This is a genomic window from Streptomyces sp. NPDC014734 (genome assembly GCF_043083325.1).
Classification (GTDB): domain Bacteria; phylum Actinomycetota; class Actinomycetes; order Streptomycetales; family Streptomycetaceae; genus Streptomyces.
Genome location: NZ_JBIBYN010000016.1, coordinates 130166 through 156394, shown reverse-complemented (window position 1 = coordinate 156394; position 26229 = coordinate 130166). Strand labels below are relative to the sequence as shown.

The window sequence follows — 26229 nt, the reverse complement described above, 5'->3', positions numbered from 1 at the left end:
CCGCCGTACCGATGTCCCGCCACCGATGCGCCGATTGCCCGTACCGATGTACCGCCGCACCGATTGCCCGTACCGAATACCCCGGATCAGCCGGCGTACGCGAAGTCATCGATGTCCGGCGACCCTATCCTCGACCACTGACAATCGCCGAGGCCGTTGTATTCCAGCAACATGTCCTTCACAGAACACCCGCGACAATGGGGAACCATGATCCGTTTCGAGCACGTCACCAAGCGGTACGCGGACGGCACCACCGCCGTCGACGGCCTTTCCTTCGAGGTCGCCGAGGGTGAACTCATCACGCTCGTCGGACCGTCGGGCTGCGGCAAGACGACCACGATGAAGATGGTGAACCGGCTGATCGAACCGACCGAGGGCCGGATATTCCTCGACGGGGAGGACATATCCGCCATCGACCCCGTTCAACTGCGCCGCCGTATCGGGTACGTGATCCAGCAGGTCGGCCTCTTCCCGCATCGCACGATCCTGGAAAACACCGCGACGGTCCCTCATCTCCTGGGCTGGAAACGGCAAAAGGGCCGGGAACGCGCGGCGGAACTCCTCGACCTGGTCGGACTTGACCCTTCCGTTTATGGCGACCGCTATCCGGAACAGCTCTCCGGCGGTCAGCGCCAACGCGTGGGCGTGGCCCGGGCACTGGCGGCGGACCCACCGGTCCTGCTGATGGACGAGCCTTTCGGCGCGGTCGATCCCGTCGTACGGGAACGGCTGCAGAACGAATTCCTGCGGCTCCAGGCGCAGGTCCGCAAAACCGTCCTGTTCGTCACGCACGACATCGAGGAGGCCGTGCGGCTCGGCGACCGCATCGCCGTCTACGGGCAGGGAACCATCGAGCAGTTCGACGCGCCGGCGACCGTGCTCGGCGCACCCGCCACGCCCTACGTCGCGGACTTCGTGGGCGCCGACCGCGGCCTCAAGCGGCTCTCCGTGACCCCCATCGAGACGAGCGACCTCGACCAGCCGCCCGTCGTCCATCTCGACGACCCCCTGGACCGGGCGACCGAACGGCTACGGGCCGAGGGGGCGCGCTGGGCGGTCGTGCTGGACGGCAAGGACAACCTGCACGGCTGGATCCCGGCCGACCGCGCCACCCCCGCGACCGCGACCGCAACCGGCTCCGGCTCCGGCTCCGGCTCCGGCTCCGGCTCCGGGGACACGGTGCGGGCGCACGCCCGGCGGATGGAGGCGTGGCTCCCGGTCGGCGCCCCCCTCAAGCAGGCGTTCGCCACCATGCTCCAGCACGACGCGGGCTGGATCGCCGTCATCGACAAGGAGGAGACGGGCCGCTTCCTCGGCGTGCTCACCCCGGCCCGGCTGCACGAGGCGCTGCGCCGCTCCATCGACGCCGACGCCCAGGACGTACCGCGTGCCGCGGTGGCCGTCGAGTCGGTGGGGAGCCTCGCCGAACCGGCGTGACGACGCGCCGCCGCCGGCCGGCCCCGCTCGCCGCCGCGCGCCCGTCCGTCACCGAGCCAGCCGCCCATCCGTCACCGAGCGGACCGTTCATCCGTCACCGGGTCGACTGCTCATCCGTCGCTGAGCCGGCTGCTCATCCAGTCCAGCGTCGACGGTATCTCCCGCCGCCAGGTGTTGAAGTTGTGACCACCGCTGTCGAGCACGATCGACGAGACGTGGGCCGGCGCCTTCACCTTGTCGATGAACCGCTGCGTGGAACGGTAGTTCCCCTCGCCCTGCTTGGAGGTCGTGACCAGGAAGGATCCGGCGGGCTGCGGCAGGTGGTCCAGACTCCACAGCAGATTCGCCCGCTCGCGGGCCCGCCGATCGCCGTGGAAGAGGTCACCCGTCGTCGGGTCCTCGGCCGCCTTGTAGTACGCGGAGAGCCCGGCACTCGCGGCGAACCGGTCGGGGTGGTGGAACCCGATCTTCAGCGCGCAGTAGCCGCCGGTCGAATTGCCCATGATGCCCCAGTTCCGGGGCAGCGTGCCGACCCGGTACATGCCGGAGACCGCCTGCGGCAGATCATCGGCGAAGAACGTCTCGGTCTGCGGTCCGTTCTTGATGTCCACGCACTCGGTGTCCCTCGGCGGCGCGACCGTCGGCCGCAGCATCACCAGGATCATCGGCTGCGCCCGCCCCGCCTTCACCCGCTCGTACGCCGTCTGCGGGTACCGGAGGCCCTTCAGGAGGTTCTCCGCCGTCCCGGGGTAGCCGGTGAGCACCACGACCGCCGGGAACTTCCGGTGGGCGAACGCGGGCTGGAAGTACTCCGGCGGCAGGTACACGTACGCCGCGCTCTCGATCTTCGACTTCCGGCCCGCTATCACCACCTTGTCTATTCGCCCGGCCCTGGTGGGGCGCACCCCGCCGGGCACCCCCGTGTGCTGCATCCCGAGCCGGACGATGTTCCCGGACGCCGCCGTTCCGGCCGCGTGTTCCGTGACCGTGCCCAGTTCCTGCTCCTGGCCCAGCAGATCCGCCCAGGAGCCGTAGAAGAGGAAGGAGTTGTTGGCCACCAGGCCCGCGGAGGCGAAGATCATCACCTGGGTCGCGAACAGCAGCCCCACCCTGCCGAACACCGCGGAGACGCTGCGCCGGGCCAGCCGGGGCCAGAGCCAGACCGTGGCGGCGAAGGAGACCGCGGCCAACAGGATGACCACGGCCAGGAGCGTCTTGCTGGTGAGACCCATGGGGGGTGAGCTTTCTTGTCTGGAAATTTCCGGTCGGCGGGTGAACCCTCCGCCCGGAAGCCTCGTCCTACAGGGCACACGTCGTCCGAACGGCCTCGGCCGAAGGACTCAGGAATCTCTCGCGGAGCCACGGGAAGCCATGTCTGTCACGCTAGATGGGGATAAATCAGGATCGGTTCCGAGTCCCACACGCGACTTCGTACGCAAGTTCGCACGTGGGCCTCGTCCCGAGACCGTGCCGACGCTGATCGGTACCGCCTGCACCGTCGTCGGCCTGATCGATGTGGCCGCGGGCGTCTTCCCGCGCTTCCGGCACAGCCGGATGCACACCCTCGCCGAAGTGCTCCCCGGCGCCCTCGGGCCGTTCGCCGCCGCGCTCTCGCTGAGCGCGGGCGTCCTGCTGCTGCTCCTCGCCCACGGCCTCAAGCGGCGCAAGCGGCGGGCCTGGCGGGCCGCCGTGGTGCTGCTGCCTGCGGGCGCGCTGGCGCAGTTCGCCTACCGGCACTCGATCGTCGGCATGCTCGTCTCCCTGGCGCTCTGCCTGCTGCTGGTCCGTCACCGCGGCGAGTTCGCCGCTCTGCCCGATCCCCGGAGCCGCTGGCGGGCGCTTGCCAACTTCGTCCTGCTCGGCGCCGGCTCGCTCGGCCTGGGCCTGGTCGTCGTCAGCGTCCACCCCGGCCGGGTCGTGGGCAGCCCGAGCATCACCGACCGGCTCCAGCACGTGCTGTACGGACTGTTCGGCGTCGAGGGCCCCATGGAGTACGCCGGGGACACCTCCTGGACCGTGGGGTACTCGCTCGGCGCCCTCGGCCTGCTGACCGCCGTCACCACCATCTACCTCGCCTTCCGTCCCGAACACCCGGCCGCACGCCTCACCGAAAACGACGAGGCACGGCTGCGCGCCCTGCTGGAGAAGCACGGCGGCCGGGACTCGCTCGGCCACTTCGCGCTCCGCCGCGACAAGGGCGTCGTCTTCTCGCCGAGCGGCAAGGCCGCCGTCTGCTACCGCGTCGTGTCCGGGGTGATGCTGGCGAGCGGCGACCCGATCGGCGACGTGGAGGCCTGGCCCGGCGCCATCGAACGCTTCATGGACGAGGCAAGGGCCCACTCCTGGACCCCCGCCGTGATGGGCTGCAGCGAGACCGGCGGCGAGGTCTGGACCCGCGAGACCGGACTCTCCGCGCTGGAACTCGGCGACGAGGCGGTGGTGGACGTCGCGGATTTCTCGCTCGCCGGGCGCGCGATGCGCAACGTGCGCCAGATGGTGAAGCGCATCGAACGGCTCGGCTACGAAACCCGGGTCCGGCGCACGAGTGACATCGGCGAGGAAGAGCTGGCCCGCATCCGGCAGGCCGCCGCCGACTGGCGCGGCACCGACAACGAACGCGGCTTCTCGATGGCACTCGGCCGGATCGGCGACCCGGCCGACGGGGACTGCGTCATCGCCACCGCCCACAAGGCCGACGAGCACACCGCCGAGTCCCCGTACGGTGACCTGAAGGCCGTGCTCCACTTCGTGCCGTGGGGCAGCGACGGCATGTCCCTGGAGCTGATGCGCCGCGACCGCTCCGCCGACCCCGGCATGAACGAGCTGTTGATCGTCGCCTCGCTGCAGGCCGCCCCGCGGCTGTCCGTCACCCGGGTCTCGCTGAACTTCGCGATGTTCCGCTCGGCACTGGCCCGCGGCGAGAAACTGGGCGCGGGACCGGTGCTGCGGCTCTGGCGCGGACTGCTGATCTTCCTGTCGCGCTGGTTCCAGATCGAGTCGCTGTACAAGTTCAACGCCAAGTTCCGGCCCCGCTGGGAGCCCCGCTTCGTGGTCTACCGCGCCGCCCGGGACCTCCCCCGGATCTCCCTCGCGGCCATGCGGGCCGAGGGCTTCGTGAACGTCGCGCTGCCCCGTCCCTTCGCCCGCCGGTTCCCCCGGCACCAGGCCCGCCCCTGCGCCCACACCCCACAGCCCGGCCAGGAGCACCACGTGCGCGCGGCGTGACCGGAAGCACCGTGTCCGCGCGGCGTGGCGGCACACCGCGCGGGCCTACGCTGGTCGCATGAGTACGTTGCGTGGACGAGGCACGGTCCAGGGCCTGCCGGAGTGGGACCGCTGCGCGGTCATGGGTGTCGTCAATGTGACCCCGGACTCCTTCTCCGACGGGGGGCGCTGGTTCGACACCACGGCCGCGGTCAAACACGGCCTCGACCTGGTCGCCGAGGGCGCCGACCTCGTCGACGTCGGCGGCGAGTCGACCCGGCCGGGCGCCAGCCGGGTGGACGCCTCGGAGGAGCTGCGGCGGGTGATCCCGGTGGTCCGGGGCCTGGCGGCCGAAGGGGTCGTGGTCTCCGTGGACACCATGCGGGCCCGGGTCGCCGAGGAGGCGGTCGCGGCCGGAGCCGTCCTGGTCAACGACGTGAGCGGCGGACTCGCCGACCCGGCCATGGTCGGCGTCGTCGCCGCGGCCGGCGTGCCGTTCGTCGTGATGCACTGGCGCGGCTTCAGCGAGTCGATGAACAGCCGGGCCGTGTACGAGGACGTCGTCGCCGAGGTCGTCCGGGAGCTGCGCGAGCGGATGGACGCCGTGGTAGCGGGCGGCGTCGCCCCGGAGCGGATCGTCATCGACCCCGGACTCGGTTTCGCCAAGGACGCCGCCCACGACCTCGCCCTGATCGCCCACCTCGACGAGTTGCGCGCCCTGGGCCGCCCGCTGCTGGTCGCCGCCTCCCGCAAACGTTTCCTCGGCCATGTACTGGCCGGCGAGGGCGCGGCGCCGCCGCCCGCCCGTGAACGCGACGCCGCCACCGCGGCGGTCTCCGCGCTCTCCGCCCACGCGGGCGCCTGGGCCGTCCGGGTCCACGAGGTCCGGGCCACGGCCGACGCCGTGCGGGTCGCCCGCGCCGTCGAGGGCGCCGCGTGAGCGGCCACCGCGACGAGCACGCGGAGGCGGCCGCCGACATCGCCGCCGTCGAGCAGGCCAACACCGCCTTCTACGAGTCGTTGGAGCGCGGCGACCTGGAGGGGCTCTCCGCGCTGTGGCTGCCGGGCGAGGACCTCACCGTCTCCTGCGTCCACCCCGGCTGGCCGGTGCTCACCGGCCGCGGCGAGGTGCTGCGCAGCTACGCCCTGATCATGGCCAACACCGAGTACATCCAGTTCTTCCTGACCGATGTCGTGGTGGCGATGACCGACGACACGGCCCTGGTGACCTGCACGGAGAACATCCTCAGCGGCGGTCCTGCGGAGGACGGCAACGCGCTCGGGCCCCTGGTCGGCCAGCTCGTCGTGGCCACCAACGTGTTCCGGCGCACCGCCGACGGCTGGAAACTCTGGTCCCACCACGGCTCCCCGGTGCTGGCCGAGGCCGACGAGGACGGGGACGAGGGCGAGGAATCCCCCTCCTGACCGGGATCCCACCGGACCGGGCGGAGGTCCGCACCGGGACCGGGACCGGGGCCGGGCGAGGACGGGAACGTCTCGCCCGGCGGGGATATCTCACTCAGCCGGAAGGGTTGGAATCCACGACCGCGGGTAGTAGCGGCTACCAGTCCCGTGAGGTCCTGTCCATAGCCCCCACGGGGGAGCACTGTCGGTGCTCGCAGGTAAATTCGGAAGAGAGCACCTCGCCGTCCGCACGCGGCCGCGTGTCTCTACGCCCTACGACAGCAGGAGTGATTCGCGTGGATCGTGTCGCGCTGCGCGGCCTCAAGGCCCGTGGACACCACGGCGTCTTTCCCCGGGAACGGGAAGAGGGCCAGACCTTCATCGTCGACCTGGTGCTCGGCCTGGACACCCGCCCGGCGGCGGCCTCCGACGACCTGGAGAAGACCGTGCACTACGGCATCGTCGCCGAGCAGGTCGTCGAGGTCGTGCAGGGCGAACCCGTCGATCTGATCGAGACGCTCGCGGAACGCATCGCGCGGAAGTGTCTCGAACACGAAGGAGTCGAGGAGGTGGAGGTGGTGGTGCACAAGCCGGACGCGCCGATCACCGTCCCCTTCGACGATGTCACCATCACGATCACCCGGAGCCGAGTATGACCGCGTTTTCCACGCAGGGGCAGAGCGACCCGACCGTGCAGCCGGTGCCCGCCGCCGTGGTCGAGCAGGTGGACGCCGCGGACATCACCCTCTCCAACCCCAAACGCGCCGTGCTCTCCCTGGGCTCCAACCTCGGCAACCGCCTGGAGACCCTCCAGGGCGCCATAGACGCCCTGGAGGACACCCCCGGCCTGCGGGTCAAGGCGGTCTCCCCGGTGTACGAGACGGAGCCCTGGGGCGTCGAGCCCGGCTCCCAGCCGTCGTACTTCAACGCCGTCGTGGTGGTGCGGACGACGCTCCCCCCGACGTCGCTCCTGGAGCGCGGCCAGGCCGTCGAGGAGGGCTTCGGGCGGGTCCGTGAGGAACGCTGGGGCCCGCGCACCCTCGATGTCGACATCGTCGCGTACGCGGACGTCGTCTCCGACGACCCGGTGCTCACACTCCCCCACCCGCGGGCCGGCGAGCGGTCCTTCGTCCTCGCCCCGTGGCACGACGTCGAACCCGACGCGGAACTGCCCGGTGCCGGCCCCGTGGCGGAGCTGCTGGCCGCCGTCGGCCGGGACGGCGTGCGTCCCCGTCCCGACCTGGAACTCCGGCTCCCCGAGTAGGGCCCGGCCAAGGACCGTCCCGTCGTCCCCGGCGGGCGTACGACGACGAAGCCGCGGCGCGCTCGCCGGGCAGACGGGACTTTCGGAACACGCTTGAGTCGATAGGCTCGGCGGGCACGGGTCCACGGACGGCCGCCGCACCCACGGGTGTCGTCGGCGGCCGGGACCACCGGCGACGGACATCGCCCGCGGCGGGAGACCCCGGCGGCGGGGCCACTGGCGGCGAAGGGCGGATCACTCGGTGAAGCAACTACGGCTCGGGGTACTGGTCGGCCTCTTCGCCGCGGCCGGAGTGCTCTCGTGGGGCGGTGCCCGCCTCTGGGACTCCCTGGGAAGTCTGCCTGGCGTCCCCCTCGCCGCACCGATCGTCCTCGCGGTGATCGCCGCCGTGCTGTGCGCGGCGGCGCTCTCCATCCGTTCCCGACTGCGCGCCCAGCGCGAGCGCAGGCCGGGAGCCAAGGGCGTCGAGCCGCTGATGGCGGCCCGGGCCGTCGTCTTCGGCCAGGCCAGCGCGCTGGTCGTCGCCCTGGTCTCCGGAATGTACGGCGGCACGGGCGTCTTCCTGCTCGGCTCGCTCGACATCCCGGCCCGCCGCGACCAGGCGATCTACGCCGGTTTCGCGGTCCTCGCCGGTGTCGCGGTGGTCGCCGCGGCCCTCTGGCTGGAGCGCGTCTGCAAGCTCCCCGAGGACGAGGACGACAACACGAGCAGGTCGTCGGCCTGACCCGACCGGTCCGGGCCCCGGGACCGTCCGCACCCGCCTCCCGGCCCGCGCGAAGGGCCGGGGCTCCCGCTCGGTCCCGGTCCAGCCCCCCGGAGGCTCAGAGCCTGCCGGGGGCCTTCGACCGGAAGGCGGACGCGGCATGGCGCGTGCGATTCCCAGGCGCCGGGAGGGCCTGGTAGCGGAGCTACTCGGTCATCCCGGCAACGCCGGAAGCGCGCGTGCCAGGACGTGACCGCCCGGTCAGAGGTCACCCGGCAGGCTCTCAGCGGGCCAGTATCAGGCTCATCGCCTCGGCCCGGGTGGAGGCGTCGCGCAGCTGCCCGCGCACCGCCGAGGTGGTGGTCTTCGCACCCGGCTTGCGGATGCCGCGGACCGACATGCACATGTGCTCCGCCTCGATGACCACGATCGCGCCGCGCGCCTCCAGAATGCGCATCAGCGAGTCCGCGACCTGTGTGGTCAGCCGCTCCTGCACCTGAGGACGGCGGGCGAAGACGTCGACAAGGCGGGCGAGCTTCGACAGCCCCGTGATCTTGCCGCTCTCCGCCGGGATGTAGCCGACGTGCGCGACCCCGTGGAAGGGGAGCAGATGGTGCTCGCAGAGACTGACGATCTCGATGTCCTTCACCAGGACCATCTCGTCGTGTCCCAGGTCGAACGTCGTGGTCAGAACGTCCTCGGGCTCCTGGCGCAGACCCGCCAGGATCTCCTTGTACGCCCGCGACACCCGGCCCGGCGTCTCGCGCAGCCCCTCGCGGTCCGGGTCCTCGCCCACGGCGAGGAGGAGCTCGCGCACGGCGGCCTCGGCCCGCTTCTCGTCGAACTCGCCGATCGGCCCCTGGCCGTCCAACGTCACCGGGTCGGTCATCTGTGCCTCGTTCCTCTGAGCTGTCACCCGCACATTTCTCGTACGGTCATACGAAAACGCCGTGCCCCCACAGGCTAGAACCTGTGGGGGCACGGCATCCATTCCGGACCCGGTCCGGCCCCGTGACAGGGGCCACACCCGGCGTCAGCCCTCGGGGCGGTCCTCCGGGATCACCTCGGTGGCCGGGACGGTGTCCGTGGAAACGGCCGCGCCGTTCGCCGTGGTGGCACCGTTGGTGAGGGCGAGCTCCTTCGGCGAGAGCACCGGCGGCCGCGTCGACGGGGTGCGTCGGGCGGAACCGGTCCACGCCGGACGGGCGGGACGCTTCACGATCGGGGCGAAGATCTCGGCGATCTCCTCCTTGCCGAGCGTCTCCTTCTCCAGGAGCTGGAGAACGAGGTTGTCCAGCACGTCACGGTTCTCTACGAGGATCTCCCACGCGTCGTTGTGGGCGGTCTCGATGAGCTTCTTGACCTCTTCGTCGACGAGGGCCGCGACCTCTTCCGAGTAATCGCGCTGGTGCCCCATCTCCCGGCCCACGAAGGGCTCGGTGTTGTCGCCGCCGAACTTGATCGCGCCGAGCCGCTCCGTCATGCCGTACTGCGTGACCATCGCGCGGGCCGTGGCGGTGGCCTTCTCGATGTCGTTCGCCGCACCGGTGGTCGGGTCGTGGAAGACCAGCTCCTCGGCCGCGCGCCCGCCCAGCATGTACGCGAGCTGGTCGAGCATCTCGTTGCGCGTCGTGGAGTACTTGTCCTCCTCCGGGAGCACCATCGTGTAACCGAGGGCGCGACCGCGGGAGAGGATCGTGATCTTGTGGACCGGGTCCGCCTGCGGAGACGCCGCCGCGACCAGGGCGTGTCCGCCCTCGTGGTACGCGGTGATCTTCTTCTCCTTCTCGGACATGATCCGGGTCCGCTTCTGCGGGCCCGCCACGACGCGGTCGATGGCCTCGTCGAGCATCTTGTTGTCGATCAGCTTCTGGTTGCTGCGCGCCGTGAGGAGCGCCGCCTCGTTCAGCACGTTCGACAGGTCGGCACCGGTGAAACCGGGCGTGCGGCGGGCGACGGCGCCGAGGTCGACGTCCTTCGCGACCGGCTTGCCCTTCTGGTGCACCTTGAGGATCTCCAGGCGGCCCTGCATGTCCGGCCGGTCGACCGCGATCTGCCGGTCGAAGCGGCCCGGGCGCAGCAGCGCCGGGTCGAGGATGTCCGGCCGGTTCGTGGCGGCGATCAGGATGACGCCGCCCTTCACGTCGAAGCCGTCCATCTCGACGAGCAGCTGGTTCAGCGTCTGCTCGCGCTCGTCGTGACCGCCGCCCATTCCGGCACCGCGGTGCCGGCCGACGGCGTCGATCTCGTCGACGAAGACGATCGCCGGGGCGTTCGCCTTGGCCTGCTCGAAGAGGTCGCGGACCCGGCTGGCGCCGACACCGACGAACATCTCGACGAAGTCGGACCCGGAGATCGAGTAGAACGGGACGCCCGCCTCGCCCGCGACGGCGCGCGCGAGCAGGGTCTTGCCCGTACCGGGAGGCCCGTACAACAGGACGCCCTTGGGGATCTTCGCGCCGACGGCCTGGAACTTCGCCGGCTCCTGGAGGAACTCCTTGATCTCCTCAAGCTCCTCGACGGCCTCGTCCGAGCCCGCCACGTCGGCGAAGGTCGTCTTCGGGGTGTCCTTGGTGATGAGCTTGGCCTTGGACTTCCCGAACTGCATGACCCGGGAGCCGCCGCCCTGCATCTGGTTCATCAGAAACAGGAAGACGACAACGATGAGGACGAAGGGCAGCAGCGACAGGAGGATCGAGATGAACGGGGACTGCTTCGACGGGGAGACCGTGTAACCCTTGTCGATCTGGCCGCTCTCGAACTTCTTCTGCAGCGTGTCGGCGAGCTGGACGCCCTGGTTGCCGATGTAGCTCGCCTGGAACTTGCTGCCGGACTCGCCCGAGAGCTTCTGGTCCTTCTTCAGCTCGATCTTGATGATCTGTTCGTCACCGGTGGTCAGCTTGGCCTGCGCCACCTGGTCCTTGCTGATCGCCTGGATCACCTTGCCGGTGTCCACCGATTTGTAGCCGCCCGACGAGCCGACGACTTGCATCAACACGACCACGGCGAGGACGGCCAGCACGATCCACATGACCGGCCCACGGAAGTATCGCTTCACGTCCATCCATACGGGGCGATGACGCCCCGTCCCTCCTGCCCGTAGGTAAATGCTGCTGTGAGAAAAGACTGTTCTTCGGACGGTACCCCAGCATTGTCACCCGCGGCTGCCGGGGACGTCTGTCAAAACCCGCCTTCCACGTCCCAACGACGGGAATCCGGTGAAAGGTTCCCTTCCGCCGTACCCGGCCGGGCCGGACGCTCCGGAGCGGCCGGGGAGACGGGACCTCGGGGCCGGGAGACGGCGGGTCAGCCGCCGTAGACGTGCGGGGCGAGCGTGCCGACGAAGGGGAGGTTGCGGTACTTCTCCGCGTAGTCCAGCCCGTAGCCGACGACGAACTCGTTGGGGATGTCGAACCCTACCCATTTGCAGTCGAGCGCGACCTTGGCGGCGTCCGGCTTGCGCAGCAGCGCGCAGATCTCCAGGGAGGCCGGCTCGCGCGACCCGAGGTTCGACATCAGCCAGGACAGGGTCAGCCCCGAGTCGATGATGTCCTCGACGATCAGGACGTGCTTGCCCTTGATGTCGGTGTCCAGGTCCTTGAGGATCCGGACCACTCCGGAGGACTGGGTGCCCGCGCCGTACGACGAGACGGCCATCCAGTCCATGGTGACGGGGTTGGACAGCGCGCGCGCCAGGTCCGCCATCACCATCACCGCGCCCTTGAGGACGCCGACGATGAGCAGGTCCTTGCCCGCGTACTCCGCGTCGATCTTCCCGGCCAGCTCGACGAGCTTCGCGTCGATCTCTTCCTTGGTGAGGAGCACCGACTGGAGGTCGGTGCCCATGTCCTTCTCGTTCACCCGCGTCTCTTTCTGTGCCTGCCGGGCCCGGGGTGGTGCCCGGTACCCGGCGCGGCCCCGCTCGCCTGCGTGTCAGCCGCTCGTGCTTCAGCTCTGCCGAATCACCAGTCTGCCACCCTGGCGACTGGCCTCGACGCGACCGGGCAGGTTGATGGCCCGTTGGCCGCGCCAGCCGGTGATCAGCCGGTCGACCTCCTCGATGTGCCGGGCGAAGAGCGAACCGGCCGGGGAACCCGCCTCCATGGCGGCCCGGCGCAGCACCCGGCGGCGCACGGCGGGCGGCAGCGCGTGCAGCTTGGCGCACTCCAGCCGCCCCGCCTCGTCGCGGACGGTGCGTTCGGCCTCGGCGGCCCAGGTGTCCAGGGCGTCGGCGTCGTCGCGGGAGAGCTGCGCGGTGCGGGCGAGGGCCTCGACGACGCCCTTTCCGAGGGCCTTCTCCAGGGCGGGCAGGCCCTCGTGGCGCAGTCGGGAGCGGGTGTAGGCGGGGTCGATGTTGTGCGGGTCGTCCCAGACGGGCAGCGACTGGACGAGGCAGGCCTTGCGGGCGGTCTGCCGGTCGAGCTGGAGGAAGGGGCGGCGGTAGCGGCCGGACGCGGCGGCCATGCCGGAGAGGGAACGGATGCCGGATCCGCGGGCGAGGCCCAGCAGCACCGTCTCCGCCTGGTCGTCGCGGGTGTGGCCGAGCAGGACGGCGGCGGCGCCGTACCGTTCGGCCGCCGCGTCCAGGGCGGCGTAGCGGGCGTCGCGGGCGGCGGCCTCGGGGCCGCCCTCGTGGCCGACGCGCACGGCGACGGACTCGACGGGGTCGAGCCGCATGGCTGCGAGGCGGTCGACGACCTCGGCGGCCCGGGTGTCGGAGCCGTCCTGGAGGCCGTGGTCGACGGTGATGCCACCGGCCCGGACGTCGAGTTTGCGCGCCTCGAAGGCGAGGGCGGAGGCGAGGGCCATGGAATCGGCGCCGCCGGAGCATGCGACGAGCACCAACGGGGTATCGGGGCGTTCGGGGAGTGCGGCGCGGTGTCGGCCCGCGCCTGCTTCGGTGAGCTCGGCGTGCGGGGCGCGCCGGGTGTGTTCGGCGTTCCTGGTCTGTTCGGTGAGTACGTCGTGGAGTACGCGGCGGACCGCCAGGCGTATCGCCGCGACCGCAGGATGGGGACCCATGTCCGGTGCCCTTCGTGAAGTTTCGGGAGGTGCCTCGGAGCGGCGGAACGGGAGAAAATGCCGTCACTCAGAGTGCATCGATGGTGACAGAGGCAAGCCGTCCATCGAGCATTGCACGCCTTCCCATGCCTCTACGGTCCCTCGGATGGGTGATTACCGGCGCGTTTCCGTCCTGTCGTGCGCCGTCCGAGCCGTCGGGATCAGGACTCTGCTTTACGGTGCACCCTCGCGATCCAGTCAGCGGGCTTCGCGATCTCGGCCTTGGTCGGGAGGGTGTTCGGCGAGGTCCAGATCCGGTTGAAGCCGTCCATGCCGACCTCGTCGACCACGGCGCGGACGAACTGCTCGCCGTCGCGGTACTGACGGAGCTTGGCGTCGAGCCCGAGGAGCTTGCGCAGTGCCTGGTCGAGGCGGCTCGCGCCGCGTGCCCGGCGCTGCTGGAACTTCTCCCGGATCTCGGCGACGGAGGCGACGGCCTCGGGTCCGACGCCGTCCATCACGTAGTCCGCGTGTCCTTCGAGCAGGGACATCACGGCGGTGAGCCTGCCGAGGATCTCGCGTTGGGCGGGCGTCTGGACGAGTTCGACGAGGCTGCTTCCGCCGTCCTCGCCCCGCTCGCCCTCGGGGCGGCCCCCGGCGAGGGACTGGGCGGCCTCGCGGAGCCGTTCGAGCACGGTCATGGGGTCGACGTCGGTCTCTTCGAGGAAGGACTGGATCTCGCCCTGGAGGTGGTCGCGGAGCCAGGGCACCCCGGTGAACTGGGTGCGGTGGGTTTCCTCGTGGAGGGCCACCCAGAGCCGGAAGTCGTGCGGGTCGACCTCCAGCTCGCGCTCGACGTGGACGATGTTCGGGGCGACCAGCAGCAGCCGGCCGCCGTCGGCCGCGGCCGGGAACTCGCGGCCCGCGGGGGCGAAGGTCTCGTACTGGCCGAGCACCCGGGAGGCCAGGAACGACAGCAGCATCCCCACCTCGACGCCGGTCACCTTGGAGCCGACCACGCCGATCACGGCGCCGCCGGGGCCGTTGCCGCGCCGCTCCCGCATCTTGCCGAGCAGGGGGCGGAGCAGTTCGCGGAAGCCGTCGGCGTTGGCCCTGATCCAGCCGGCCCGGTCCACGACCAGGACCGGGGTGTCCTCCGGTTCGGTCCCCTCGGGGATCATGCGGGTGAAGGAACGGACGTGCTCCTCCGCGGCCTTGGCGTGCCGGCGCAGCTCCGCGACGACCTCGCGGGCCTCCTCCCGGCTGATCTCGGGCCCCGGCCGGACAAGCCGGGTCGCGGTCGCGACCGCGAGATTCCAGTCGACCAGTTCGGCACCACCGATGCTCGTCATGTGTCAACCGTACGTGCTCGGGTCCGTCCGTGGTGGGGTGTTGACCGGGTCATCGGGTGGCGGCGTCCGGTGCCGGGGCCGCCGGACGCCGCGTGTCTCCGGTCACCGCACCAGGCGGGTCGCGAGGGCGTCGAGGGAGGACTGCGCCTCGGACGGCGAGGTGGTGCCGGAGGCCAGGAAGGCGAAGGCGAGCAGGCGGCCCCGCGTGTCGACGACCGTGCCGGCGAGGGAGTTGACCCCCGTCAGGGTGCCGGTCTTGGCCCGGACCAGTCCGGTGCCGGCGGACTTCGCGGTGTAGCGGTCGCTGAGCGTCCCGGTGAACCCGGCCACCGGGAGGCCGGTGAGGACCGGGCGCAGTTCGGGGTGGGCCGGGTCGGCGGCGCGGGCGAGCAGCCCGGCGAGCAGCCCGGCGGTGACCTTGTCCTTGCGGTTCAGCCCGCTGCCGTCGGCGAGGTTCGCACCGGCCAGCGGCAGGTGGAGCCGGGTGAGCCGGTCCGTGACGGCCCGTCGGGCCCCCGCGAAGTCGGCCGGGGCGCCCGCGGCGAGGGCGGTCTGCCGGGCGAGGGCCTCGGCGATGTCGTTGTCGCTGTTGGTCAGGGCACGTTCGACGAGGGCGGAGAGCGGGGCGGACCGGTGCCGGGCGACGGGCCGGGAGTCGCCTGCCGCGCGGCCCGGCACCGGGGCGGGCCGGACGACGACGCCCGCGTCGCCGAGCAGTTCGCCGAAGGTACGGGCGGTGTCACCGGCCGGGTCGTCGCTGCGCTCGGCGGGTCCGCTGTCGCTGCTGTCGAGCCTGCCCTCGTTGGTCATCAGTGCGCTGACGGGCGCGATGTTCTCGTTGCGGCCGATCGGGTGCCGTGCGGGACCGGAGTAGCGCGAGGTGTCGTACCCGAGGCGGACCTCCTTCACGCCCTTGCCCTTCAGGACGCGGGCGGTGTCGGCGGCGAGCGTGCGCAGACCCGCCTTGTCGAGGGTGGGATCGCCGCCGCCGACCAGGGTGAGGGCGCGGAGGTCGGGGGACGCCCGGACCGTCGTGTCGATGCGGTGGTGGGGTCCGAGCGCGCTCAGGGCGGCGACCGAGGTCGCGATCTTCACGGTGGAGGCGGGCGTCATGGGTGTGTCGGCGCCCTGCGCGTAGAGCCGTTCGCCGGTGGCGGTGTCGATCACGACACCGGTGCGCACGGTGCCCAGTGCGGGGGCCTTCAGCAGCGGGGCGAGGGCGGCGGCGAGGGCGGACGGGGTCCGGTCGGGGGCGGTGCCGGCGCCGGGGGCGGAGTTGTCGGCGGCGGCGGAGAGGGGCGCGAGGACGGGCGGCGCGCTGGGGGCCGTTCCCGGTCCCGACGACGTACCCGCATCGTGATGTGCGCCACCTGTGCCGGACTGGGCGGCCGCCCAGTCCAGCTCGGCCTTACGCTGACCCGAGTCCCATGGGCCGGCGGCAAGGGCGACGCCGGCCGCGAGCACCAGACCGAGGCCGGCGGCGACGGCCGTGAACTGCCGGTCGCTCCGCACGTTCAGCCTGATCGCACGGCCCCTCCGGGTCAGCGCGGCCAGCTTGTCCAGCGGATCGACCGACGGTCTCTTCACCGGCTCGTCCACCGTTGACCAGCCCCTTTCGCGAGCACACATCTGCGTGGGGGACACTTAACCACCAGTCGCATGTCTTGATCATGGAGGAGCCACCCGTGGAGTTCGACGTCACCATCGAGATCCCGAAGGGTTCGCGGAACAAGTACGAGGTGGACCACGAGACCGGTCGGATCCGCCTGGACCGTCGGCTCTTCACCTCGACGAGCTACCCGGCGGACTACGGATTCGTCGAGAACACCCTCGGCGAGGACGGTGACCCGCTGGACGCGCTGGTCATCCTGGACGAGCCGACCTTCCCCGGCTGCCTCATCAAGTGCCGTGCCATCGGAATGTTCCGTATGACGGACGAGGCGGGCGGCGACGACAAGCTGCTCTGCGTTCCGGCCTCCGACCCCAGGATGGAGCACCTGCGCGACATCCACCACGTGTCGGAGTTCGACCGCCTGGAGATCCAGCACTTCTTCGAGGTCTACAAGGACCTGGAGCCCGGCAAGTCGGTCGAGGGCGCCGACTGGGTGGGCCGCACCGAGGCCGAGGCCGAGATCGAGGCCTCCTACAAGCGCCTGGAGGCGCAGGGCAACGCGCACTGACCCACGGAGCACGGCCGGGTTCCTCCGGCCGGGTCGCCCCGTACGGTTCCGTCGAACGGTTCGGCCGGACGGGTCCGTCGAAAGGTTCCGCGCCGGGACGGGCGGCACTCCTCACGAGGGGTGCCGCCCGTCCCGCGTGAACGGGGGACATGGCCGCGCACGGCCGTTCACACGGCCGCGCCACACGCCCGGCACGCCGCGCACGTTCCGCACAAGGGCGTGTCCCGCATTCCGCATGGGTGCGTTCGCCGCGTTCCGCATCGGAGTGCGTTCCGCGTTCTGGAGGGGACGCGGTGGCCGCCGTACACCTCACCCGCACGCACCTCGCACGGCCGGTCCGCCGATCCCCGCCCCGCGTGATTCCGGCCGTCCCGCGTGATCCGCCCATGCTCGTGGCCATACTGGGCAGCAGCGCAACCGAAGACGCGCAGCCAATGGGGAGCGAGGTCGAGTGGTGGCGGAAACGGGCGGTCCGGAGGACCAGAAGCCCCAGTCCGACGAGGCGCGCAGCGCCTTTGTCCCGCCTGCCGGGGTGGGGCGGCGGACGACTGCGTCCGAGGACGACCAACCGACATCGGAGTTCGCCATTCCGGCCGGTCTGGCGTCCGAGCCCCAGGGGCCGGGCGCGGGCCCGTCCCCGGGCTCCGGTTCCGGTTCTTCCTCCGGTACCGGCTCCGGTTCCTTCTCCGGCTCGGACACGATCGGTTCCGCCTTCGCCCCTCCGAAGACGTATCGCGCCCAGCATTCGCCGCCCGCCTTCACCCCGGCGCACGGCATCCCGATGATCCGGCTGACCAAGGAGGCGCCCTGGCAGGACCGGATGCGCACGATGCTGCGGATGCCGGTCGCCGAACGCCCCGCGCCCGAGCCGGTGCAGAAGCCCGACGAGTCGGGCCCGGCGGTGCCGCGCGTACTGGACCTGACGCTGCGCATCGGTGAGCTGCTGCTGGCCGGCGGCGAGGGGGCCGAGGACGTCGAGGCCGCGATGTTCGCGGTGACCCGCAGCTACGGACTGGACCGCAGCGAGCCCACGGTCACCTTCACCCTGCTGTCGATCTCGTACCAGCCGTCGCTGGTGGACGACCCGGTGACGGCGAGCCGCACCGTGCGCCGCCGGGGCACCGACTACACCCGGCTTGCCGCCGTCTTCCGGCTGATCGACGACATCACCACCGGGGACGTCGAGGTCTCGTTGGAGGACGCCTACCGGCGCCTGGCGGAGATACGGCGCAACCGGCACCCGTACTCCGGCTGGGTGCTGACGCTGGCCGGTGGCGGCCTGGCGGGCGCGGCGTCGGTGCTGGTCGGTGGTGGTGCGCTGGTGTTCGTGGTGGCCGCGATCGGCGCGATGCTCGGCGACCGGCTCGCCTGGCTGTTCGCCGGGCGCGGGCTGCCGGAGTTCTACCAGTTCGTGGTGGCGGCGATGCCTCCCGCCGCGATGGGGGTGGCGCTGACCCTGACCCACTGGTCGGACGTACGGCCATCGGCGGTCATCACCGGTGGGCTGTTCGCGTTGCTGCCGGGGCGGGCCCTGGTCGCGGGCGTGCAGGACGGGCTCACCGGTTTCTACATCACGGCCGCCGCGCGCCTGCTCGAAGTGATGTACCTGTTCATCGGCATCGTCGTCGGTGTGCTGCTGGTGCTGTATCTGGGCCTTCAGCTGGGCGCCCAGCTGAACCCCGGAACCAGGTTCTTCGCCCCCGACCGGCCCGTGGTGCAGATCCTGGCGTCCATGGCGCTCTGTCTCGCCTTCGCGATCCTGCTCCAGCAGGACCGGTCCACCATCCTGGTGGTGACCCTCAACGGCGCCGTGGCCTGGGTGATCTTCGGGGCGATGGCCCGCACCGGCAAGATCTCGCCGGTGCTGGCGACGGCGACGGCGGCCGGTCTGGTGGGCCTGTTCGGACAGTTGTTCTCGCGTTACCGGTACACCTCGTCGCTGCCGTACATCACGGCGGCGATCGGGCCGCTGCTGCCGGGCTCGGCCACCTACTTCGGACTGCTGGCCGTGGCGCAGGGGAAGGTGAACGCCGGGCTGGTCTCGTTGTCGACCGCCGTGGCGACGGCGCTGGCCATCGCGATCGGGGTGAACCTCGGGAGCGAGATCTCCCGGTTGTTCATGCGGGTACCGGGGACGGTCGGCGGCGCGAACCGCCGCGCGGCCAAGCGGACGCGCGGATTCTGAGGCGGGTGCCGCGCCGGTCCGGCGGCGGCACGACACGGGCCCCGGTCCGGAACCGTGTCGGTTCCGGACCGGGGCCCGTGTCGATGCGGGTGGGTCCGGGTCAGCGCTTGGCGTGGCGGCCGCGCTGGGACGTGGCCGGGCCGTCGGCCGCGGGCAGTGCGTCACCCGCGACCCGGTCCGCCGTCGCCGCCGCCTTCTTCGCCTTGGAGCGGGCCCGAAGGAACTCGATCGCGATCGGCACCACCGAGATCAGCACGATCAGGATGAGTATGGCCTCGATGTTCTTGTGGACGAACTCGATCTTCCCGAGCGCGGCCCCGAGCAGCGTGACGCCCACGCCCCAGAGGACACCGCCGATGATGTTGAAGGTGATAAACGAGCGGTAGTTCATCCGGCTCACACCGGCGATGATCGGCGTGAACGTACGCACCACCGGGACGAAGCGGGCAAGGATCAGCGACTTCGGGCCGTACTTCTCGAAGAAGTCGTGCGCCTTCTCGACGTTCTCCTGCTTGAAGAGGCGGGAGTCCGGGCGTTTGAAGAGCGACGGGCCGACCTTGCGGCCGAAGAGATACCCCACCTGGTCACCGATGATCGCCGCCAGTGCCACCAGGGTGCAGACCACCCAGAGCGGCATGTGCAGCTTGCCCGCCGTCACCAGCAGCCCCGTGGTGAACAGCAGCGAGTCACCGGGCAGGAAGAAACCGATCAGCAGACCGGACTCGGCGAAGACGATGAGCAGTACACCGGGCAGTCCGAACTGTCCGATGAGATAGTCCGGGTCCAGCCAGCTCGGTCCGAGCGCAAGCGTATTCAAGGGTCCGGGCTCCTGGGATCGGTCGAAGGCGGTTGCCTGGCCGCCTGCAAGCTGCGTGGCCGCCCAAAGCTATCAACGCAGAATGACATCTTCGGGTTCCAGTGGCCCACGCGAAAGCGCGGACCGGGCCAACCTGGACAAAATATCCCCAGGAGGTGCCACACCATGAGCATCGAGGATTACGGCGGCGGGCAGACGGACCAGTCCGACGTCCTTGTCGTCACCACGAACGACGTACCGGGCTACCAGGTGACCCGTGTGATCGGGGAGGTGTTCGGCCTGACCGTGCGGTCCCGCCACCTCGGCAGCCAGATCGGGGCCGGCCTGAAGTCCATGATCGGCGGCGAGCTGAAGGGCCTGACCAAGACGCTCGTCCAGACCCGGAACCAGGCGATGGAGCGTCTCGTCGAACAGGCACGGGCCCGGGGCGCCAACGCGGTGCTGATGATGCGCTTCGACGTGACCGAGGCCGCCGACGTGGGCACCGAGGTGTGCGCGTACGGCACGGCGGCCGTGATCAGCAAGATCTGAGCGACGGCGGGGGTGCCGGGTGGGTGCGGGAACCGGCCCGGCACCCCCTCCACCCCCGCCCACGCCGAGATATGAGGCTTTTGCGTCGTTATGGTGAGCCGATGGTCACCGATTCATCCGGCGTCGTCGGTCCAGCCGGTGCCGCCGGGCCCACGCCGGGCCCCTCCCCCGCGCGTCGTCTGCTGCCCCTCATCGTGCCCGCCCTGGTCGTCGGAACCGCCTCCGCACTCGTTCTGCTCGGGATCAGCCTGCTGGCGGAGAGGCTGCAGGACGTGCTCTGGGAGACGCTTCCCGACGCGCTCTCGGCGGACCGGTGGTCCGTGCTCTGGACGGTCGTGGTGCTCACCGCGTCCGGACTGGTGACGGGGCTGCTCATCCGGACGGTGCCCGGCCGCGCCGGTCCAGATCCGGCGACCACCGGGCTGGTCGATCCGCCGCTCGCGGCGGGCGTGGTGCCGGGGCTGCTCCTCGTCACGGTCCTCACCCTGGCGGGCGGCATCAGCCTCGGCCCGGAGAATCCGATCACGGCCGCCAACATCGCGCTGGCCTTCTGGCTGGGCCGCCGGGTCGCCCCGGGCACCCCGGCGGAGCTGTGGGTCTCGCTCGCCGCGGCCGGAACCGTCGGCGCGCTGTTCGGCACCCCGGTCGCCGCCGCCCTGATCCTCTCCGAGGCCCTCGCCTCCCGCCCCGGACCGGGCCTGCTCTGGGACCGGCTCTTCGGCCCGCTCGCGGCGGGCGCGGCGGGCGCGCTCACCATGACCCTGCTGGCCCACCCCTCCTTCGACCTCGCGCTGCCGCCCTACCCCGGGCCGCACTGGGCCGATCTGCTCTCCTCGACCGTGATCGCGGCGGCGGGAGCGGTGCTCGGCCTGCTGGCGGTCTGCGCGTTCCCCTGGGCGCACCGGTTCTTCCGGGCGCTGAGGCACCCCGTCGCGGCCCTGACCCTGGGCGGGCTGCTGCTCGGGGTCCTGGGCGCGCTGGGCGGCCGTCTCACCCTGTTCAAGGGGCTCGACGAGGTGAAGGAGCTCGCCGCCGATCCGGGCGGCTGGTCGGCGGGGCAGTTCGCGATGATGGCCGTGGTGAAGACGGCCGCCCTGCTGATCGCGGCGAGCTGTGGTTTCCGGGGCGGGCGGATCTTCCCCGCCGTCTTCGTGGGTGTCGCGCTGGGGCTGTGCGCCCACGCGCTGGTCACCCAGGTGCCGGTGGCGCTCGCGGTGACCTGCGCGGTCCTCGGCATGTTGCTGGCCATCACCAGGCAGGGCTGGCTGAGCCTGTTCACGGCGGCCGTGCTGGTCGGTGACGCGAGCGTGCTGCCGATGCTGTGCGTCGCCTCGCTGCCGGCCTGGCTGCTGGTGACCGGGCGGCAGCAGATGCTGCTGCGGGCGGACGGCACACCGCTGAAATGACCCCCTGACCGCCCGGCCGCCCGCCCGGCCGCCCCGTTTCGGTCGCCGACCGCCCGTACGGCCGTACGACGTCACCCCGGGGCCCCGCCCGACGCGCCGGAAGCAGCCGCCTTCCGTATCGTCGCCTCCATACGTGTACGCCCCGTTTCATCACCATGTGTCACCACCGCCCAGGGACCCGGATGCCCCCGGAACGCTTCCACCGGGCCCCACCGGGCTCCACCGGATTCCACCGGGCCCCGCTCTTCCTCCACGAGACCGTCGAGAGCCGAGAAGGACTGTCCGCCGATGCCTCTCCACACGGGTTCGCCCCGCAGTTCGGAACCGTCCCACGAACGCCGCCGGCTCTCCCTCAACCCTTTCTTCGGGGAGGCCGACCCGATCGGCGGTATGGAGTCGGCGCCGCCCCGGCACCGGCTTCCCGACGGGCCGATGCCGCCGTCGATCGCGTACGGGCTGGTCCACGACGAGCTGATGCTGGACGGCAACGCGCGGCTCAACCTCGCCACCTTCGTCACCACCTGGATGGAGCCCCAGGCCGGGGTGCTGCTGGGCGAGTGCCGCGACAAGAACATGATCGACAAGGACGAGTACCCGCGCACCGCCGAGCTGGAACGACGTTGCGTGGCGATGCTCGCCGACCTGTGGAACGCGCCCGACCCGTCGGCCGCCGTGGGCTGTTCGACGACCGGTTCCAGCGAGGCCTGCATGCTCGCGGGCATCGCGCTGAAGCGCCGCTGGTCGGCCCGGAACGCCGACCGCTACCCGGCGACCGCCCGGCCGAACCTGGTCATGGGCATCAATGTGCAGGTCTGCTGGGAGAAGTTCTGCAACTTCTGGGAGGTCGAGCCGCGCACGGTCCCGATGGAGGGCGACCGCTTCCACCTCGACCCGCAGGCCGCCGCCGACCTCTGTGACGAGAACACCATCGGCGTCGTCGGCATCCTCGGCTCCACCTTCGACGGTTCCTACGAGCCGGTCGCGGAGCTCTGCGCCGCACTGGACGCCCTCCAGGAGCGCACCGGCCTCGACATCCCCGTTCATGTCGACGGGGCGTCCGGCGCGATGATCGCGCCGTTCCTCGACGAGGACCTGGTGTGGGACTTCCGGCTGCCCCGGGTCTCCTCGATCAACACCTCCGGGCACAAGTACGGCCTGGTCTACCCGGGCGTCGGCTGGGCGCTGTGGCGCTCACCCGCCGAACTGCCCGAGGAACTCGTCTTCCGGGTCAACTACCTGGGCGGCGACATGCCGACCTTCGCGCTCAACTTCTCCCGGCCCGGCGCCCAGGTGGTGGCGCAGTACTACACGTTCCTGCGGCTGGGCAAGGACGGCTACCGGGCCGTCCAGCAGTCGTCCCGGGACATCGCGGTCGCGCTGGCGAAACAGATCGAGGGGATCGCGGACTTCCGGCTCCTGACCCGGGGCGATCAACTGCCCGTCTTCGCGCTGACGACCGCGCCGGACGTGGAGGCGTACGACGTCTTCGACGTGTCCCGGCGGCTGCGCGAGCGGGGCTGGCTGGTGCCCGCGTACACCTTCCCCGCCAACCGTCAGGACCTGTCCGTCCTGCGGGTGGTGTGCCGCAACGGCTTCACGGCGGACCTCGCCGAACTGCTCATGGAGGATCTGCGGCTGGTCCTGCCCGACCTGCGCCGCCAGCCCCACCCGCTGAGCCACGACAAGCGGGCGGCGACGTCCTTCCACCACTGAGAGCCCGCCGGCGGCCCGTCCCGCAGAGCTGTGCCCGGCGTGCTCACCTGTCGTCGCCGGGGTCTCGGACCCCGGTCGCGTACGGGTTCTCCTGTCCCTCGGCCAGCACGCCGACGAACGGTTCGCCCTCCCCCGCGAAGGTGTAGGCGCCGCCCTCGATGCGGGCGATCAGGCCACGGGTCCACTCGGCGTCGGCGTCCGACGAATGGACCCACATGTTCATGATCTCGCCGATGTGGCCGATCGACTCGGGTCCCGCCTCCGGCGTGTAGTACTCGGTGACGGAGGAACGCCAGGCCGCGAGACCCGCCACCCGCTCCTTCAGCAGCGCGACCGCCTCGGACCGCTCCAGGTCGACGATGCCGCCGAGCCCCGCCGCCAGCACGTCCGGCTTCTGGTCGTACGAGGTGAGCGCCGCGCGCAGCAGCGCGAGGTACTCCTCGTTGCCGCGCCCGGTGATCTCGTACTCGGTACGGGGCGGGCCGCCCGCCGTGCTCGGGGCGGTCTCGTGGGCGACCAGCAGTCCCTGCTTCGCCATCTGTTTCAGCGCGTGGTACACCGATCCGGGTTTGGCGTTGGACCACTCGTGCGCGCCCCAGTACTCCAGATCGTTGCGGACCTGGTAGCCGTGCGCCCGGCCGTGCTGCCGCACGGCGCACAGCACCAGCAGCCGGATCGCCGACATGTCACGCACCGCCCCTCGTCCCCGTCACGTCCGTTCAGCGTATCCCTCGGCCTCGGCGACCAGCTCGAACGCGGTCCGGCCGTCCAGGGACTCCCGGATGACATCGGCGTGCCCGGCGTGCCGGGCGAACTCCTCGACGAGGTGGATCAGCAGCCACCGCATCGAGACCCTGCCGTCCTTCGGGAACCAGGGCATGTCCGGCAGCGGGAAGGTGTCGTCGAGGCTCGGTACCGAGCGGATGAACTCCTCGACCTCGGCGGTGACGCCGTCCCAGAACTCCAGCGTCCGCGGAACCGTCTCGTCGCCGACGAGACGGAAGCCGTCCGCCCAGGTCTCCTCGTTGCGAACGGCTTCGTTCGTCCGCTGCTGAGCCATCCGCAGCCAGTTGAGCTCGCACTCGGCGACGTGCTTGAGCAGCCCGGAGAGGGAGAGCCCGCTGGCGCTGGGGCGGCTCGCCGCCTGTTCCTCGGTCAGGCCGAGCACGGAGCGCCGGAGCGCGCCGCGCTGCGCCTCGACGAAGGAGAGGAGCGCGCCGCGCTCGTCGCCGTGTGCTTCCGCGGGAACGTGAGTGACCATGGTGTCCGCCTTGAAAGGTGCCGATTGCTTCCTGACACCGCTCAAGTTACCCACTGTTGCGGTCAGTTCCTGTCCGCAAGGCGTCCGAAGTCAGCACTCCGAAGGGGCCGGACGGACAGGCCTGACGGACAGGCCTGACGGACAGGCCGGACGAGGGCGGACGGGGGCGGACGAGGGCGGACGAGGGCGGACGAGGGCGGACGAGGGCGGACGAGGGCGGACGAGGGCGGACGAGGGCGGACGGGGGTAGATGTGCGGGCGGACGGGCGGACGGGTCAGAAGGGGAACACGCTCCGGCCGTGCTGGACGGACATCCAGGTCTGGGTGGTGAAGGCGTCCACCGTGGCCTCGCCGTTGAGCCGGCCCAGCCCCGAGGACTTCTCACCGCCGAAGGCCACCAGCGGGTCGTCCTGGACGGTCGAGTCGTTGACGTGGAACATGCCGCTGACCACACGCCGCGCGAACCGCACCCCCCGTTCGATCCCTCGGGTGTGGACGGCGCCGCTCAGCCCGTACGGGGTGTCGTTGGCGATCCGTACGGCCTCCTCCTCCCCGTCGAAGCCCATCAGCAACGCCACCGGGCCGAATATCTCCTGGGCCGGAAGCGAGGAGTCCTCGGGCAGCCCGGTGAGCACGGTCGGCTCGACGAGGTTGCCCCGGGTCCGGCCCCTGACGAGGGCGGTGGCCCCCTCGGCGACGGCCCGGTCGACCAGGGCGGTCAGCGCGTCGGCCTGGAAGGCGCTGATGACCGGACCGATCTGGGTGTCCGGGTCACGCGGGTCCCCGGTCCTGAGCGCGGCCACCCGGGCGGTGAACTTCTCGGTGAACTCCTGCTCGACGCGGCGGTCCACCAGGATGCGGTTGGCGGCCATGCAGACCTGCCCCTGGTACACGAAGCGGCTGAAGACGGCGGCGTCGACGGCGTAGTCGACGTCCGCGTCGTCCAGCACCACCAGGGCGCTGTTGCCGCTGAGTTCGAGGATCGTCCGCTTGAAGAGTCCGGCCGCCGTCGCCGCGACGTGCCGGCCGACCCGGTCGGTGCCCGCGAAGGAGATCACCTTGGGCACCGGGTGCTCGATGAACGCGTTGCCGATCTCGGCGACATCGGTGATCACGACGTTGAGCAGTCCGGCGGGCAGCCCGGCGTCCTCGAAGATCTTCGCGACGAGCCCGCCGCCGACGACCGGCGCGTGCTGGTTGGGCTTGATGACGACGGCGTTGCCCAGCGCGAGCGCCGGGGCGACGGACTTCATCGCCACCAGGAAGGGGAAGTTGAACGGGCTGATGACACCGATGACGCCGACCGGGCTCCGGTGTAGGCGGTTCTCCTTGCCGTCCACCGGGGAGGGCAGGAGGCGGCCCCGGGGGCGCAGCGCCTGGTGCATCGCGTCGCGCAGGAACTCCTTGGCGACGCGGACCTCGTACTCCGCCTTGGCGCGGGTACCGCCCAGTTCGTCGATGATCGCCTCGACGACGGCCTCGTGCCGCTCCTCCACGATGCGCAGCGCGCGTTCCAGTACGCCGCGGCGCTCGTAGGGGCCCGTGGTGGCCCAGGACCGCTGGGCGCGCTCGGCGGCGCGGTAGGCCAGGTCGACCTCTCGGACGGTCGCGATGGTGATCGCGGCGAGTTTCTCACCGTTGTAGGGGTTGAAGTCGATGATGTCCCACGAGCCGCTTCCGGTCCGCCACTCACCGTCGATGTACTGGTCGGCCAGCTCGTAGAAGAAGGACATGCGATCCCTTACTCAGGTGCAGACTCCTGTCGAATCGT

At 71.1% G+C, this 26229-nt stretch carries 23 protein-coding genes; 12 read left to right on the top strand and 11 right to left on the bottom strand.

Annotation, left to right across the window (positions count from 1 at the left end; all coding sequences use genetic code 11):
* The first annotated feature begins 207 nt into the window (after window positions 1-207).
* The gene (locus ACF1CT_RS24315; protein ID WP_391786025.1) at window positions 208-1437 is read left to right on the top strand and encodes an ABC transporter ATP-binding protein; all 1230 of its coding nucleotides are present in this window, start codon (window positions 208-210) and stop codon (window positions 1435-1437) included.
* Window positions 1438-1547: 110 nt separating this feature from the next.
* Here ACF1CT_RS24315 and ACF1CT_RS24310 read toward each other — a convergent pair whose 3' ends face one another.
* Window positions 1548-2669, bottom strand: coding sequence for an alpha/beta hydrolase (locus ACF1CT_RS24310; protein WP_391786024.1), 1122 nt, complete (start codon window positions 2667-2669; stop codon window positions 1548-1550).
* A gap of 139 nt (window positions 2670-2808) precedes the next feature.
* Here ACF1CT_RS24310 and ACF1CT_RS24305 point away from each other — a divergent pair, with 139 nt between their 5' ends.
* The 6 genes from ACF1CT_RS24305 (at window position 2809) to ACF1CT_RS24280 (ending at window position 8033) form a co-directional block, all read left to right on the top strand.
* Complete coding sequence (locus ACF1CT_RS24305) at window positions 2809-4662, top strand: phosphatidylglycerol lysyltransferase domain-containing protein (protein WP_391786023.1); 1854 nt, start codon at window positions 2809-2811, stop codon at window positions 4660-4662.
* 121 nt (window positions 4663-4783) lie between these two features.
* Complete coding sequence (folP, locus tag ACF1CT_RS24300) at window positions 4784-5581, top strand: dihydropteroate synthase (protein WP_391786079.1); 798 nt, start codon at window positions 4784-4786, stop codon at window positions 5579-5581.
* Complete coding sequence (locus tag ACF1CT_RS24295) at window positions 5578-6066, top strand: nuclear transport factor 2 family protein (protein ID WP_391786022.1); 489 nt, start codon at window positions 5578-5580, stop codon at window positions 6064-6066. Before folP ends, ACF1CT_RS24295 begins: the two co-directional genes overlap by 4 nt.
* Before the next feature lie 275 nt (window positions 6067-6341).
* The gene (gene folB / locus ACF1CT_RS24290; protein ID WP_391786021.1) at window positions 6342-6701 is read left to right on the top strand and encodes a dihydroneopterin aldolase; all 360 of its coding nucleotides are present in this window, start codon (window positions 6342-6344) and stop codon (window positions 6699-6701) included.
* The gene (gene folK / locus ACF1CT_RS24285; protein WP_391786020.1) at window positions 6698-7309 is read left to right on the top strand and encodes a 2-amino-4-hydroxy-6-hydroxymethyldihydropteridine diphosphokinase; all 612 of its coding nucleotides are present in this window, start codon (window positions 6698-6700) and stop codon (window positions 7307-7309) included. Before folB ends, folK begins: the two co-directional genes overlap by 4 nt.
* Window positions 7310-7550: 241 nt before the next feature.
* A complete protein-coding gene (locus ACF1CT_RS24280; RefSeq protein WP_391786019.1) occupies window positions 7551-8033 on the top strand; it encodes a DUF3180 domain-containing protein in 483 nt (160 codons plus the stop codon).
* Between the two features lie 262 nt (window positions 8034-8295).
* On the opposite strand, the gene folE is transcribed toward ACF1CT_RS24280, so the two are convergent.
* The 6 genes from folE to dacB all read right to left on the bottom strand — a co-directional run bounded on the left by folE (window position 8296) and on the right by dacB (window position 15964).
* Window positions 8296-8901: a GTP cyclohydrolase I FolE gene (gene folE / locus ACF1CT_RS24275; protein ID WP_391786078.1), complete on the bottom strand. Its 606-nt coding sequence runs from the start codon at window positions 8899-8901 to the stop codon at window positions 8296-8298.
* Between the two features lie 144 nt (window positions 8902-9045).
* The gene (gene ftsH, locus ACF1CT_RS24270; RefSeq protein WP_391786018.1) at window positions 9046-11076 is read right to left on the bottom strand and encodes an ATP-dependent zinc metalloprotease FtsH; all 2031 of its coding nucleotides are present in this window, start codon (window positions 11074-11076) and stop codon (window positions 9046-9048) included.
* 242 nt (window positions 11077-11318) lie between these two features.
* Window positions 11319-11858: a hypoxanthine phosphoribosyltransferase gene (gene hpt, locus ACF1CT_RS24265; protein ID WP_391786077.1), complete on the bottom strand. Its 540-nt coding sequence runs from the start codon at window positions 11856-11858 to the stop codon at window positions 11319-11321.
* Window positions 11859-11960: 102 nt separating this feature from the next.
* On the bottom strand, window positions 11961-13034 hold the full coding sequence (gene tilS, locus ACF1CT_RS24260) for a tRNA lysidine(34) synthetase TilS (RefSeq protein WP_391786017.1): 1074 nt from the start codon (window positions 13032-13034) through the stop codon (window positions 11961-11963).
* Window positions 13035-13234: 200 nt separating this feature from the next.
* Window positions 13235-14365 carry a zinc-dependent metalloprotease gene (locus ACF1CT_RS24255; protein WP_391786016.1) on the bottom strand — a complete coding sequence of 377 codons (1131 nt, stop codon included), beginning with the start codon at window positions 14363-14365 and terminating at the stop codon, window positions 13235-13237.
* A 102-nt stretch (window positions 14366-14467) separates the two neighbouring features.
* Window positions 14468-15964 (bottom strand): D-alanyl-D-alanine carboxypeptidase/D-alanyl-D-alanine-endopeptidase, encoded by a 1497-nt coding sequence (gene dacB, locus ACF1CT_RS24250; protein ID WP_391786015.1) that lies wholly within the window; start codon window positions 15962-15964, stop codon window positions 14468-14470.
* 86 nt (window positions 15965-16050) lie between these two features.
* On the opposite strand from dacB, the gene ACF1CT_RS24245 reads away from it, so the two are divergent.
* Both ACF1CT_RS24245 and ACF1CT_RS24240 read left to right on the top strand, forming a co-directional pair.
* On the top strand, window positions 16051-16545 hold the full coding sequence (locus ACF1CT_RS24245; protein WP_391786076.1) for an inorganic diphosphatase: 495 nt from the start codon (window positions 16051-16053) through the stop codon (window positions 16543-16545).
* A gap of 451 nt (window positions 16546-16996) precedes the next feature.
* Window positions 16997-18730: a threonine/serine exporter ThrE family protein gene (locus ACF1CT_RS24240; protein ID WP_391786014.1), complete on the top strand. Its 1734-nt coding sequence runs from the start codon at window positions 16997-16999 to the stop codon at window positions 18728-18730.
* Between the two features lie 100 nt (window positions 18731-18830).
* Here the strand turns inward: ACF1CT_RS24240 and ACF1CT_RS24235 are convergent, their stop codons facing one another.
* Window positions 18831-19547, bottom strand: a complete 717-nt coding sequence (locus ACF1CT_RS24235) for a DedA family protein (RefSeq protein ID WP_391786013.1) — start codon at window positions 19545-19547, stop codon at window positions 18831-18833.
* Between the two features lie 165 nt (window positions 19548-19712).
* Here ACF1CT_RS24235 and ACF1CT_RS24230 point away from each other — a divergent pair, with 165 nt between their 5' ends.
* The 3 genes from ACF1CT_RS24230 to ACF1CT_RS24220 all read left to right on the top strand — a co-directional run bounded on the left by ACF1CT_RS24230 (window position 19713) and on the right by ACF1CT_RS24220 (window position 23197).
* Window positions 19713-20078: a YbjQ family protein gene (locus tag ACF1CT_RS24230; protein ID WP_391786012.1), complete on the top strand. Its 366-nt coding sequence runs from the start codon at window positions 19713-19715 to the stop codon at window positions 20076-20078.
* 101 nt (window positions 20079-20179) lie between these two features.
* A complete protein-coding gene (locus ACF1CT_RS24225; RefSeq protein ID WP_391786011.1) occupies window positions 20180-21484 on the top strand; it encodes an ion channel protein in 1305 nt (434 codons plus the stop codon).
* 288 nt (window positions 21485-21772) lie between these two features.
* Window positions 21773-23197, top strand: a complete 1425-nt coding sequence (locus ACF1CT_RS24220) for a glutamate decarboxylase (RefSeq protein WP_391786010.1) — start codon at window positions 21773-21775, stop codon at window positions 23195-23197.
* Between the two features lie 43 nt (window positions 23198-23240).
* On the opposite strand, the gene ACF1CT_RS24215 is transcribed toward ACF1CT_RS24220, so the two are convergent.
* The 3 genes from ACF1CT_RS24215 to ACF1CT_RS24205 all read right to left on the bottom strand — a co-directional run bounded on the left by ACF1CT_RS24215 (window position 23241) and on the right by ACF1CT_RS24205 (window position 26191).
* Complete coding sequence (locus ACF1CT_RS24215; RefSeq protein ID WP_391786075.1) at window positions 23241-23882, bottom strand: PadR family transcriptional regulator; 642 nt, start codon at window positions 23880-23882, stop codon at window positions 23241-23243.
* A 24-nt stretch (window positions 23883-23906) separates the two neighbouring features.
* Window positions 23907-24458: a DinB family protein gene (locus ACF1CT_RS24210; RefSeq protein WP_391786009.1), complete on the bottom strand. Its 552-nt coding sequence runs from the start codon at window positions 24456-24458 to the stop codon at window positions 23907-23909.
* A 275-nt stretch (window positions 24459-24733) separates the two neighbouring features.
* The gene (locus ACF1CT_RS24205; RefSeq protein WP_391786008.1) at window positions 24734-26191 is read right to left on the bottom strand and encodes an aldehyde dehydrogenase family protein; all 1458 of its coding nucleotides are present in this window, start codon (window positions 26189-26191) and stop codon (window positions 24734-24736) included.
* Window positions 26192-26229: the final 38 nt, after the last annotated feature.